Source organism: Pseudarthrobacter sp. NBSH8 (assembly GCF_014217545.1).
Taxonomy (GTDB): Bacteria; Actinomycetota; Actinomycetes; order Actinomycetales; family Micrococcaceae; genus Arthrobacter.
The window spans coordinates 152,388-164,297 of record NZ_CP043178.1 but is presented as its reverse complement, the minus strand read 5'-3'; the positions used below and the strand labels follow the sequence as shown (position 1 = coordinate 164,297).

Sequence of the window (11,910 nt, the reverse complement as noted above, 5' to 3'; positions counted from 1 at the left end):
GCTGGCATGCGTCCACAGCTTCCCGCATGTGGCCGCTGAGAGGGAAAGCGGACCGCAGGCCAAAGCTGAACAGTCCGAAGGGAAGGATATGAGGCACCGCTCGCCGCTGCTTTGGGCGGCGGAGGAGAACATACTTCCCAGCCCCACTTCATAGGCGGGATAGATAGCTAAAGTCGCATCGGCCCCTTTGGTGACAGCCCGCATGGTCACCAACTAGGAGTTCACCATCTTCGCGGTGAACCATTGATTTGAATGCAAGTTCATGCCAGAAGTACATTCCCCCTTAAAGAATCGGTGAAAAGATTATGGCTACAACCACTCCTCAGCTCCCGACAGTGACTACGGGCGAAGCGATCGATTTCTGGCCGGCGAAGTCCCTCGAAGCCATGCAGAACAAATGGCAGGGATTGCGCTGCAGGTTTATAAATTCGCATCCTGTAGGCCCATGGGACGACTTCATACTCTCCGAGTGGGAACTGGACGCGTGCGCCTGGGAGGACTTCCACCCCCATTCAGAGACTAACTTTGTATTGGAGGGAGAACTTCATATCCAGAGCGAAGGCGAGACCGTCATCCTGAAGCCGGGAGATTCTGCACGCGTAAATCCCGGACGAGCCGGCCGCTACTGGGCACCCGTCTACGCGCGGATGGTCACCATTTACGGCCCGAACCCCGAAGGCCTGGAGTCCCACTCCTTCAAATACTCCGAGCTCTGAGCCCAGGTCCACTGGCCCGGCACATCATCCGCCCGTCCCACGGTGCAGTGAGCCACCTTGTGGCCGGAACGATGGCGACCTGCGATCGATCTCTTCCGTCCGGACCAGCCGCGGATCGTGTCGGCCGGATAACCGGCCCTTCGCAGATGAGCGTGGTTAGGGCGGTCTGAGGATACCGCCGCCGGGCTGGGGGTTTTCGGTGCGGCGTGGTGCGGTGGGAAAGAGGTCAGGGCCTCTTTGAATTGGTAGCGACCAAGCAAACCAATAGCAAAAGAGACCCTGACATGAATAACTCTATGTCTTGTTCCGGTGGCCGCTGGTGCGCGCGCGGATGCGCTGCTCGGTGTCGAGGGCATCCACGTCAGCACTGTCACGGCAACCGGGACCGGCCTGCTTCTGCGCATCGAGACCGGCGGGGAACTCGCGGGTTGCCCTGATTGCGGCGTCGTCGCGGTAGGCCACGGCCGCCGCCAGGTCCGGCTCCATGACATTCCCTGTTTCGGCAGGCCGGTGCGGCTGCTGTGGGCCAAACGGGTCTGGCGCTGCCCGGACCCGGGCTGCCCAAGAATGACGTTCACCGAAGAGCACCCGCTGGCAGGGCCGCGGGCGAAACTCACTGCCCGGGCCGTTGGGTGGGCGACCGACGCGCTGCAGGGTTTCGATACCCCGGTCTCGGCCCTGGCCCACCAACTCGGGGTCTCCTGGCACACCGTCTGGGACGCCATCAAGGCAGAGGCCACCCGCCGCATCGGGAGCGCCGATCGGCTCGCCGGCGTTGACGCGCTCGGCGTCGATGAGCATGTCTGGTCCCACACCGGCCCGCCGGGATCCGGCATGGTCACCGGGATCGTGGACCACACCCGCGACGCCCACGGCATGGTCCACGCCCGGCTGCTGGACCTCGTCCCGGGCCGATCCGGGAAGGCCTACGCCGACTGGCTCAAAGACCGCGGCACCGGGTTCACCGCCGGCATCAAGACAGCGGCGCTGGATCCATTCCGCGGCTACGCCAACGCGATCCGCGACGAGCTACCCGAAGCTATCACGGTCCTGGACGCCTTCCATGTTGTGAAGCTCGGATCAGCCATGGTCGATGAAGTCCGCCGCCGCGTCCAGCAGGACACCCTGGGGCACCGCGGCCGCAAGGGAGATCCGCTCTACGGCATCCGGAGGACCCTACAGATCGGCGCTGAACATCTCTCCGACAAGCAATCCGCACGGCTCGATGCGAAACTCACTCTCGGGGACCCCGACCACGAAGTCACCCTCGCCTGGCAGTGCTATCAGAAGCTCCGCAACATCTACCACGCCCGGCCGGAACGGGGCAGGGAACTCGTCAACGAAGTCATAGCGTCATTCCCGACCTGCCCGATCCCCGAAGTCGCCCGCCTCGGCCGGACACTCAAACAATGGAAGACGGCGATCCTGGCCTACTTCGACACCAACGGCGCCTCCAACGGACCCACGGAAGCAATCAACGGCGTCATCGAAACCACACGCCGAATCGCCAGAGGCTTCCGCAACTTCACCAACTACCGACTCAGATGCCTACTCGCCGCCGGCGGCCACCGACCTTACCGGATCAAACAAACCAACCATGCCTAACTGCGAAGGGCCGGATAACCAGCTGCGCACCGATACGAGGGCAGGCCACTCTCCGGTCAACAGGATTCCTCTAGGCGTCTATCACGTGCCGGACGGCCCGCAAGCGAGCTCGTCTGGATACCTCTTAGGCGCTGGCAAGATGCTCATCCTTCAAGGATCAACACTTCAGTTTTGACGCTCTTTTCCTTGCTGCCTGACGTGTACCACCTATTTGTTTCTTCACTGGATTTCGAGGCCGGCACTGGTCCAGCGCACGGACCGCAGATCAGGGACTACGGCGTCCGGCTGATGTTCGCCGATATCCCGGCCTTCGACGCCAAGGACGTGTCCCACCTGAGCGGCGCGTGCTGCGCGAATGCCGGCAGGGGCGTCTTCCGCCACAACGCACTGGCCTGCCGGCACGCCGAGACGTTGTGCTGCGGCAAGGTAGCCTTCGGGGTGCGGTTTGCCGTGTCTGACGTCGTCGGCCGTTACCAGTACCTCGGGAGCGGTGAGCCCTGCGGCCGACAGACGGGCGTGGGCCAGGTCGCGTGACGCGGAGGTCACTACAGCCCACCGGCCAGCGGGTATCGCTGCCAGGAGCTCGGCGGCGCCGGGGATCTCTGTGGCGGTAGCTGCGTCTTCTATTTCCAGTGCGTCGATCAGTTCCACAGCGGCTGGGCGCTTCGACGGGGAGATGAATTGTGCGACGGTATCGACCGATCGTCGTCCATAAACGGTAGGGAGGACTTCTTCTGGGTCCAGGTTCATCTCGTGCGCCCACCGGGTCCAGGAACGCACAACGGCGGTGTCCGAATCGACGAGCACCCCGTCGCAGTCGAACAGCACGGCAGTGCAGTGCAGGGCAGTCACGGTACGGCCCCCGCCCGTTGTGCTGCGCAGCTCCGACGGGTGCTCTTCTACGCGCCCGTTAAACCGTGCGAAGTGGTCATGAGACGCCATAGTGCATCCTTTGGTAACTAGGGTTCCAGCGTAGGTAGCGGGAGTCGAGTCTGTGGTGCGCTTGCTGCTCTGGGTCACGCGTCCTCTTGATTCCTCGCTACCTGGTCGAGAGCTTCCAGCACGCGGGCGTTGTTTGCCGCGTCCGTGAGGTCGTAGCGCAGCGGTGTACCGTTCAGGACGCTGTCGGCGAAGTGTTCGCCCATCCGGACGAAATGGTTTTCGCCCTTGACCCCGTGATAGACGGTGTCCTGCCCGAAGTGATGCTCCTCCAGCACCGAATCCTCCTCCAGGAGCCCAAACGGATTCTCGAGGTAGAGCCGGCCCCCGGTGCCCGTGACTTCCAAAAAGTTGCGGCGCTCGAGGTTTAGCCCCGTATCAAATAGCGAGGTTGCGCCGCCGGGAAAGCGCAGTATGCCCGCAATGCTGGTGTCGATTCGACCGCCGTCGTTGGCGTCACGGTAGTTGCCAAACGCGGCGACGTGAGCCGGCTCCTGCCCTGTGACCATCCGGCTCATGTTGACGCAGTAGCACCCAGCATCGAAAAGTGCGCCACCGCCGAGCCCTGCATACCAGCGGATGTTGTCGTCGCCGCCCGCATCGAAGGAGTGTGCGACGTGGACAAAGGTCAATGTGCCCACCGCACTGGCTGCAAGCAACTCCTGCAGCTTCTCAAAACGTGGGTGGAAACGGTACATAAAGCCTTCTAGGACTTTCAGCCCGGTCTCATCGGCCTTGCGCGCAATCTCCTCGCACTCGGCGGCGCTCATCGCCAAAGGTTTTTCACAGAGGACGTGCTTGCCTGCGTCCAAGGATTTTAGAATCCATTCGAGGTGCAGCGCGTTCGGCAGCGCGATGTAAACAGCGTCAATGTCCGGGGAACCGAGTAGCGCCTCATATGAACCGAACGCCTGGGGCACGCCGTGCTTATCGGCGTACTCCCTGGCCCTTTCCTCCGTGCGGGACCCAATACCTACGACCTCACCGTTTTTTGTTTCCTGCAACGCCGGAATGGTCTTGCGGACGACGCGTGCGGTGCCCAGGACACCCCAACGCAATTTCTCGCTCATTGAATACTCCTTTTCAGGCTCTCTGCCCTGGCAATGCGGCTTCATGCCCGGTCGCAGTTTATGGGTTCGGATCGTACTGCTGTGAGGGATCTTAGCTCCCAGCCCTCTTCGGCTAGAACGTCTTGCCGAGGGAGCCGAGCTGGCGGGCGGCCTCGGCGATGCGGGCAGCCATGCCGGCCTCGGCGGAGGCACCCCAGACGCGGGGATCGTAGGTCTTCTTGTTGCCCATTTCGCCGTCGATCTTCAGCACGCCGTCGTAGTTGGCGAGCATGTGCCCGGCCACCGGACGCGTGAACGCGTACTGCGTGTCCGTATCGACGTTCATCTTGATCACACCATAGGAAACGGCGTCAGCGATTTCCTGGTCAGAAGAACCCGAACCGCCGTGGAACACCAGATCAAACGGGTTCTCCTTGCCGATCTTGGCACCCACCTCGGCCTGGATCTGCTTGAGCAGCTCCGGGCGCAGCTTCACGCCACCGGGCTTGTACACGCCGTGGACGTTACCGAACGTCAGCGCCGTCAGGTAACGGCCGTTCTCGCCCGTACCCAGCGCCTCGATGGTCGCGAGGGCATCTTCGGTGGTGGTGTAGAGCTTCTCGTTGATCTCGTTCTCCACGCCGTCTTCCTCGCCACCGACGGTGCCGATTTCAACCTCGAGCATCATCTTCGCCGCGCCGGAACGCTCCAGCAGCTCGCGGGCGATGCGCAGGTTGTCTTCGAGGGTCTCGTGCGAGCCGTCCCACATGTGCGAGTTGAAGATCGGGTTCCGGCCAGCCTTGACCTCAGCCTCCGAAGCGGCCAGCAGCGGCAGGACAAAGCCGTCCAGCTTGTCCTTGGGGCAGTGGTCCGTGTGCAGCGCAATGTTGACGTTGTAGTTCTTGGCCACTTCGCGGGCAAAGGCGGCGAAACCGAGCGAACCGGCAACCATGTCCTTGACCGATGCACCGGACCAGTACGCTGCGCCACCGGTGGAAACCTGGATAATGCCATCGGACTCAGCCTCGGCGAACCCGCGGATGGCTGCATTCAGGGTCTGCGACGACGTCACATTGACCGCCGGAAACGCAAAGCCCCCGGCCTTGGCACGGTCGATCATCTCGGAGTAGATCTCTGGGGTTGCAATGGGCATGCTGACTCCTCAAGTGGATTTTGTTTTTGGGCGCGCCTGCCACAAGCACGTGTCAGACAGTCCCAAGGCCCCGCGCAGTCCTTCGAAAGGATTGCGCGGGGCCTCCGTGAAATGAACCTACTCGGCAACCTCGCCGGTGGATTCGTAGGTGGCGATCTTGCCGATGCGGCGCTCGTGGCGTTCGGCGTTGCTATATGGTTCGGCTAGGAACGCCTCGATCAGTTCGGTGGCCTCGTGAACGGTGTGCTGGCGGCCACCCACTGCCACGACGTTGGCGTTGTTGTGTTCGCGGGCCAGTTTGGCGGTGTCGAGGTTCCATGCCAAGGCCGCGCGCACGCCTTTCACCTTGTTCGCAGCGATCTGCTCGCCGTTGCCTGAGCCCCCCAGCACAATCCCGAGGGCGTCAACGCCGGCGGCCTGGTCGGCCACGACGGCGGACGCGGCCTTGATGCAGAATGCCGGGTAGTCGTCCTCGGCGTCGTAGGCCGCTGGCCCGTGGTCTACCATCTCGTAGCCACTGGCTGAGAGTGCGGTGATGAGGTGGGAGCTAAGCTCCATACCCGCGTGGTCGGTTGCGATGTGAACGCGCATGAGGGGTCCTTCAGACTGGTGGGGTGCGGTGTTGTTGTCGTGCAGCGTAGTTAGCCGAAAGCGAGCTGCCCGTTGGCGCGCAGCGACTCGATGGCGTCCTCAGGCGACGGCCTGCCGTATACGGCGGATCCGGCCACAAAGACGTTGGCACCGGCCTCCGCGGCGCGGGTGATGGTTTCCTCTGTGATGCCGCCGTCCACCTGGATGGCCACGTTCACCCCCGCACCGTCCACTGCCGCGCGGGCACGGCGGATCTTGGGCAGCATGACGTCCAGGAATGCCTGGCCGCCGAAGCCCGGCTCCACCGTCATGATCAACAGCATGTCCAGTTCGGTGAGCATGTCCAGGTACGGTTCCACCGGAGTGGCCGGGCGAAGTGCCATGCCAGCCTTGGCCCCACGGGCGCGGAGTTCCCGGGCGAGTTTGATGGGGGCATCTGATGCCTCGACGTGGAACGTCACAGAGCTCAGGCCGGCGTCGGCGTACTGCGGCGCCCAACGGTCCACGTTTGCGATCATCAGGTGGGCGTCCAACGGGACGGGGCTGACCTTCTGCAGCCGTTCCACAACAGGCAGGCCGATGGTCAGGTTTGGCACAAAGAGGTTGTCCATAACATCCACGTGCACGGCATCGGCGTTGCTGATGCGGGCAAGCTCGGCCTCGAGGTTGGCGAAGTCGGCCGAGAGGATGCTGGGGTTGATGCAGCATTTCAGAGGTGATGCGGACATGGTGTCTGCCTTTCGGTAGCTGTCAGAGCTCGGATCAGGATGCCTTCCGTGCAGCGGCAAGGGCACCTTCGACGTCGGCCAGCAGTTCCTTCCAGCTGGCTACAAACTTCTCCAGGCCCTCGGATTCGAGGAGGGCAACCACCTCGTTGTAGGAAATACCCAGTGCGTCCAGTGCGTACAGCACGGCCTTGGACTCGGCATAGGCGCCAGTGATGGTGTCCCCGGTGACCACGCCGTGGTCGAACGTGGCGTCCAGGGTCTTCTCCGGCATGGTGTTGACGACGTCGGCAGCTACCAGTCCCGTGACATACAGGGTGTCGGGGTAGGCCGGGTCCTTGACGCCGGTGGAAGCCCACAGGGGACGCTGTGGACGTGCGCCGGCTTCGGCCAGGACCTCCCACCGATCGGTGGAAAAGAGCTGCTCGTAGACCTGGTAGGCCAGGCGGGCGTTGGCTACGCCGGCCTTGCCCTTGAGGGCCTTGGCTTCGTCGGTGCCGATGGCGTCAAGGCGCTTGTCGATTTCGGAGTCAACGCGGGAGACGAAGAACGAGGCCACGGAGTGGATCGTGGACAGGTCATGGCCGTTGTCCTTCGCCTGCTCCAGGCCGGACTGGAAGGCGTTGATGACGGCCCGGTAGCGCTCCAGGGAGAAGATCAGGGTCACGTTAACGCTGATGCCCTCGCCCAGGGTCGCAGTGATCGCTTCGAGGCCTTCAAGGGTTGCCGGGATCTTGATGTGGACGTTGTCCTTGTCCACCTTTTTGTAGAGGTTCTTGGCTTCGGCGATGGTGCCGGCCGTGTCCCAGGCCAGGCGCGGGTCAACTTCGATGGAAACGCGGCCGTCGACACCCTTGGTGGCGGCGGCGATCGGAGCGAACAGGTCGCAGGCGTCAGCGACGTCGGTGGTGGTGATCTCGAAGATAGTCTCTTCGACGCCGGCACCCTGCGCGGCAAGTTCGGCGATCTTTGCGTCATAGTCGGAGCCGGAGGTGATCGCGGCCTGGAAGATGGACGGGTTGGTGGTCACGCCGACCACATTCTTTTCGTCGATGAGCTTCTGCAGGCTGCCGCTTGCGAGACGCTCACGCGAGAGGTCGTCGAGCCAGATGGACACGCCGGCGTCGGACAGCTGGGCGGTGGGGGTTGCGTTGGTCATGGCTTCTTCCTTCAAAAATTGTGGACTGGTGACAGTTCGCGGCCGCGCCGCGGGACGTCCCCCATGAGGCCGTCCCGCGGCGTTGGCCGCAGTGCAGGTAAATATCAGTTGCGGGCAGCGGCCAGGGAGCCCTTGGCGGCGGCGGTAACTGCCTCCGCGGTGATGCCGAACTCCTGGAACAGGCGTTTGTAGTCAGCCGAAGCGCCGTAGTGCTCGAGCGAGATGGAACGGCCGGCATCGCCAACGAATTCCCTCCAGCCCAGGGCCAGGCCGGCTTCGACGGAGACGCGTGCCTTGACTGCTGCGGGGAGCACGGACTCTCGGTAAGCCGCGTCCTGCTTGTTGAACCACTCAACACAGGGCATGGAGATGACGCGGGCAGCGATCCCTTCGGCCTGGAGTGCCTCGCGGGCCTGGACGGCCAACTGGACCTCGGAGCCGGTAGCGATCAGCAGAACGTCGGCCGGAACAGTGGCGCCGTCCTTGCAAGCTTCTGCCAGGACATAGCCGCCCTTGGCCACACCCGCCGGGGAAGCAAAGGTATCACCCTGTGCTGCACCGTTACCGCGGGCGAAGGTGGGGACGTTCTGACGGGTCAGGACAATCCCGGCCGGGTTTTCGTGGTTCTCCAGCATGGTCTTCCATGCCATGCCCACTTCGTTGGCGTCGCCGGGGCGGACTACGTCCAGGCCCACAATGGCGCGCAGCGTGGAGAGCTGCTCCACCGGCTGGTGGGTGGGACCGTCTTCGCCCAGGCCGATGGAGTCGTGGGACCACACGTAGATGGACGGGACACCCATCAGAGCCGAGAGGCGGATGGCCGGGCGCTGGTAGTCACTGAAGATCAGGAACGTACCGGAAAACGCGCGGGTCCGGCCGTGCAGCGAGATACCGTTCACGATCGACGCAGCGGCGTGCTCACGGATGCCGAAGTGCAGGACCCGGCCGTAGGGGTTGCCCTTCCAGGCATCGGTGGAGCGGGAGACCGGGATGAAGGAGGCCGAGCCTTCGATGGTGGTGTTGTTGGACTCGGCGAGGTCAGCCGAACCGCCCCAGAGTTCCGGCATGACCGGTCCGAGTGCGTTCAGGACCTTACCCGACGCTGCCCGGGTGGAGACATCCTTGCCAGCTTCGAAGACCGGCAGGACTGCATCAAGTCCGGCGGGAAGCGTCTTAGCTTCGATCCGCTCCAGCAACGCGGCGCCCTCAGGGTTGGCCGACTGCCACGCCTCAAATGAGGAATCCCATTCGCTGCGGGCTGCAGCGCCGCGGTCGACGACGGCACGGGCGTGGGCCAGGACGTCCTGGTCCACCTCGAAGGACTTGGCGGGATCGAAGCCCAGCACCTCCTTGAGGCCTGCGACTTCCTCGGCGCCCAGGGCTGAACCGTGGATCTTGCCGGTGTTCTGCTTCTTGGGTGCCGGGTAGCCGATGATGGTGCGCAGCGAGATGATGGACGGCTTGGACGTCTCGGCCTTTGCGGCCAGCAGTGCAGAGTACAGCTCCTGGACGTCTTCGACGTACTCGCCCGTCTCGGTCCAGTCCACGCGCTGGGTGTGCCAGCCGTACGCCTCGTAGCGCTTGAGGACATCCTCGGTAAAGGAGATGTCAGTGTCGTCCTCGATGGAGATATGGTTCTCGTCGTAGATCACCACGAGGTTGCCCAGTTCCTGGTGCCCGGCCAGCGAGGAAGCCTCGGAGGTCACGCCTTCCTGAATGTCGCCGTCGGAGGCGATGACCCAGATGGTGTGGTCAAACGGGGACGTGCCCTCGGCGGCGTCGGCGTCGAACAGGCCGCGCATCCGCCGCTGTGAGTAGGCGAAGCCCACCGAGGACGCAAGGCCCTGGCCCAGCGGGCCCGTGGTGATTTCGACACCGGCGGTGTGCTTGTACTCCGGGTGCCCCGGGGTCAGCGAATCCCAGGTGCGAAGCGCCTTGAGGTCGTCCAGTTCCAGTCCGTAGCCGGACAGGAACAGCTGGACATAAAGGGTCAGGGAGGAGTGGCCGGGTGACAGGATGAAACGGTCACGTCCCAGCCAGTCCGGGTCGCGGGGATCGTGGCGCATCAGCTTCTGGAAAAGAAGGTACGCGGCCGGGGCAAGGCTCATGGCAGTGCCGGGGTGGCCGTTGCCGACCTTCTCCACAGCGTCCGCCGCCAGAACACGGGCGGTGTCTACGGCGCGCTCGTCCTCGGGCGTCCAGTTGAGTGTTGCTGAATTGGCAGTGCCGGGGAGTATCACATTTGTCGTCGGGTTCACGGTTTGTCCTTTTTGGATCTGGTCGGCCTGCAGCGGCCGGACGGATACTTTCTGGTTGATATCAATAATCGCGAACCAAATGGGCAGGGGTAACACTGTTTTCTGACGGTTCTTACTACCCTTTTGGGTTGGAAGAACGTTTCCGGCCGGGTATGCTGTCTGGATGAGTGCAGCGCCGGACCCATCCCTGAAAGAACTCACCGTGGCCCTACCAGACCTGCCGTGGCCGCTTTTGCAGAGTGTGGCAGCATTGGCCGACGCCCCTCTGGCCCAGATAGCGGAGCGCCTGCGTGATGCCACGCTCCCCTACATGGGAAGCAGCGCGCTTGTGATCTTCACGGAAGACTGCACAGGCCGCCCGCAGAAGAAGGCTGGCGACGAAGACATCATTTCCCGGGTCTCCATCGCCGAGCTGGACACACTCCGCGCCACCCTTAAGGATGAGGGACCTTGGTTCGGGGAAGCCGAGCTCGCCAGCAAGACCCGCCCCGTACTCGCCCTGAAACACGCCTCGAGCAACGCCCTCCTGGTCCTTACCGATCCCCCTGCCGCTCCGGGGCGCAACGCCGGCCTGGACCTGGTGACGTATCTGTGGCGCCTTACAGCGCGGCGGATCCGGGAGAAGGTGGCCGATGCGCCGCCGTCGTACCTGCTCGAATCGCGGGCGGCATCCGCTGAACGCCTCCGCGTGACCGCGGAACTGACCGATGTGCACTCCACCACCCTGGAGACACTCCTGGCAGCCCTTCGTTCCTCCTCGCTGGAGGACGCGGCGGCCCGCACAACCGTCATCGACCTCACCGCCAAAGCTCTGATCGGGATCCGGACCCACAGCGACCGCACTACAGACCTGGTGAAAGAGCCCGTCGCCAAGGCATTCGAGCGCCTGCGGGAGGACCTGCGGCCGCTCACACGCTACAGCGGCATTGAGATTGAATTTATCGAACCGCCGCTGAATGGACGGGCTCTGCCGGGCGAAGTTGCCCACGCGGCACGGGCAATCGTCCGCGGACTTGTGCTGGCCATGACGGAACAACCGGACGTCAGCAGGGTACGGACGCAATGGGACTGCGACGGCGAAAACCTACTGATCAACGTCCGCGACGACGGCCGGGGTGCGCTCAAAGCCGACGCGCCGAGCATCGCCCGCCTGGACCGCAGGGTCCAGGCGCTCACCGGAACACTGCGGATCGACGTCATGCCGGGCTGGGGTGCGGACGTGTTTGTCACCCTCCCCCTGGACATGCAAACGACACGCCCGGCCGGGGATGTCGCGGGATGGGACCTTGCCGCCCGGGAACTCGAAGTCCTCCAGCACCTTGTCGCCGGAGAGCGCAACCGGACCATCGCCTCCACGCTCGGCATTAGCGAGAACACGGTCAAGTTCCATGTGCGCAACCTGTTCAGGAAGCTCGAGGTCGGTTCACGCACCGAGGCTATCGCCCTGGCACACAGCCACGGACTCCGGTAGCGGAGTAGCTGTTCACTCAAGTTGACTGCGCGGTCCATTTAAGACGAAACGGGCCGGCCCGCTCGTCCAGACCGGTGTGCGTGCAGGACCTCGTCTACGTCCGCCGCTGAGGCTGCCATCTGCCTTGCGCATGTCGAAACCGAGAGCACCAACCGGGGTGCCCCGATGGTGGTGCTCTGGCTGCGGGCCGCGGCCTGCGGCGGATCGCAAGCCCGAACGGCTCGCCGCCTGAGGCCAACGACCC

The 11,910-nt window shown here is 63.8% G+C and carries 10 protein-coding genes; 3 read left to right on the top strand and 7 right to left on the bottom strand.

From position 1 onward, the window contains the following. Positions 1-305: 305 nt before the first annotated feature. Complete coding sequence (locus FYJ92_RS00695) at positions 306-716, top strand: cupin domain-containing protein (protein WP_255482237.1); 411 nt, start codon at positions 306-308, stop codon at positions 714-716. 309 nt (positions 717-1,025) lie between these two features. Next, on the top strand, positions 1,026-2,321 hold the full coding sequence (locus FYJ92_RS00690) for an ISL3 family transposase (protein ID WP_255482236.1): 1,296 nt from the start codon (positions 1,026-1,028) through the stop codon (positions 2,319-2,321). 219 nt (positions 2,322-2,540) lie between these two features. On the opposite strand, the gene FYJ92_RS00685 is transcribed toward FYJ92_RS00690, so the two are convergent. The 7 genes from FYJ92_RS00685 to tkt all read right to left on the bottom strand — a co-directional run bounded on the left by FYJ92_RS00685 (position 2,541) and on the right by tkt (position 10,195). Further along, positions 2,541-3,263 carry an HAD-IA family hydrolase gene (locus tag FYJ92_RS00685; protein ID WP_219729675.1) on the bottom strand — a complete coding sequence of 241 codons (723 nt, stop codon included), beginning with the start codon at positions 3,261-3,263 and terminating at the stop codon, positions 2,541-2,543. Between the two features lie 74 nt (positions 3,264-3,337). Beyond that, the gene (locus FYJ92_RS00680) at positions 3,338-4,330 is read right to left on the bottom strand and encodes a Gfo/Idh/MocA family protein (protein ID WP_185262154.1); all 993 of its coding nucleotides are present in this window, start codon (positions 4,328-4,330) and stop codon (positions 3,338-3,340) included. A 112-nt stretch (positions 4,331-4,442) separates the two neighbouring features. Then, positions 4,443-5,462 (bottom strand): class II fructose-bisphosphate aldolase, encoded by a 1,020-nt coding sequence (gene fbaA, locus FYJ92_RS00675; RefSeq protein ID WP_185262153.1) that lies wholly within the window; start codon positions 5,460-5,462, stop codon positions 4,443-4,445. A gap of 117 nt (positions 5,463-5,579) precedes the next feature. Then, the gene (locus FYJ92_RS00670) at positions 5,580-6,053 is read right to left on the bottom strand and encodes a ribose-5-phosphate isomerase (protein ID WP_185262152.1); all 474 of its coding nucleotides are present in this window, start codon (positions 6,051-6,053) and stop codon (positions 5,580-5,582) included. A gap of 50 nt (positions 6,054-6,103) precedes the next feature. Further along, the gene (gene rpe / locus FYJ92_RS00665) at positions 6,104-6,781 is read right to left on the bottom strand and encodes a ribulose-phosphate 3-epimerase (protein ID WP_185262151.1); all 678 of its coding nucleotides are present in this window, start codon (positions 6,779-6,781) and stop codon (positions 6,104-6,106) included. Between the two features lie 34 nt (positions 6,782-6,815). Next, on the bottom strand, positions 6,816-7,937 hold the full coding sequence (gene tal / locus FYJ92_RS00660; RefSeq protein ID WP_185262150.1) for a transaldolase: 1,122 nt from the start codon (positions 7,935-7,937) through the stop codon (positions 6,816-6,818). Positions 7,938-8,041: 104 nt separating this feature from the next. Next, positions 8,042-10,195: a transketolase gene (tkt, locus tag FYJ92_RS00655; RefSeq protein ID WP_255482235.1), complete on the bottom strand. Its 2,154-nt coding sequence runs from the start codon at positions 10,193-10,195 to the stop codon at positions 8,042-8,044. A gap of 163 nt (positions 10,196-10,358) precedes the next feature. Between tkt and FYJ92_RS00650 the strand changes: the two genes are divergently transcribed. After that, positions 10,359-11,666 carry a LuxR C-terminal-related transcriptional regulator gene (locus tag FYJ92_RS00650; protein WP_185262149.1) on the top strand — a complete coding sequence of 436 codons (1,308 nt, stop codon included), beginning with the start codon at positions 10,359-10,361 and terminating at the stop codon, positions 11,664-11,666. The last annotated feature ends 244 nt before the right edge of the window (positions 11,667-11,910 follow it).

What these genes read in the sequence shown, in the direction of transcription:
- rpe (WP_185262151.1), bottom strand. Translation starts at nt 6,781, where the DNA reads ATGTCCGCATCACCTCTGAAATGCTGCATCAACCCCAGCATCCTCTCG.
- fbaA (WP_185262153.1), bottom strand. Translation starts at nt 5,462, where the DNA reads ATGCCCATTGCAACCCCAGAGATCTACTCCGAGATGATCGACCGTGCC.
- FYJ92_RS00680 (WP_185262154.1), bottom strand. Translation starts at nt 4,330, where the DNA reads ATGAGCGAGAAATTGCGTTGGGGTGTCCTGGGCACCGCACGCGTCGTC.
- FYJ92_RS00650 (WP_185262149.1), top strand. Translation starts at nt 10,359, where the DNA reads ATGAGTGCAGCGCCGGACCCATCCCTGAAAGAACTCACCGTGGCCCTA.
- FYJ92_RS00695 (WP_255482237.1), top strand. Translation starts at nt 306, where the DNA reads ATGGCTACAACCACTCCTCAGCTCCCGACAGTGACTACGGGCGAAGCG.
- tal (WP_185262150.1), bottom strand. Translation starts at nt 7,937, where the DNA reads ATGACCAACGCAACCCCCACCGCCCAGCTGTCCGACGCCGGCGTGTCC.
- FYJ92_RS00670 (WP_185262152.1), bottom strand. Translation starts at nt 6,053, where the DNA reads ATGCGCGTTCACATCGCAACCGACCACGCGGGTATGGAGCTTAGCTCC.
- FYJ92_RS00685 (WP_219729675.1), bottom strand. Translation starts at nt 3,263, where the DNA reads ATGGCGTCTCATGACCACTTCGCACGGTTTAACGGGCGCGTAGAAGAG.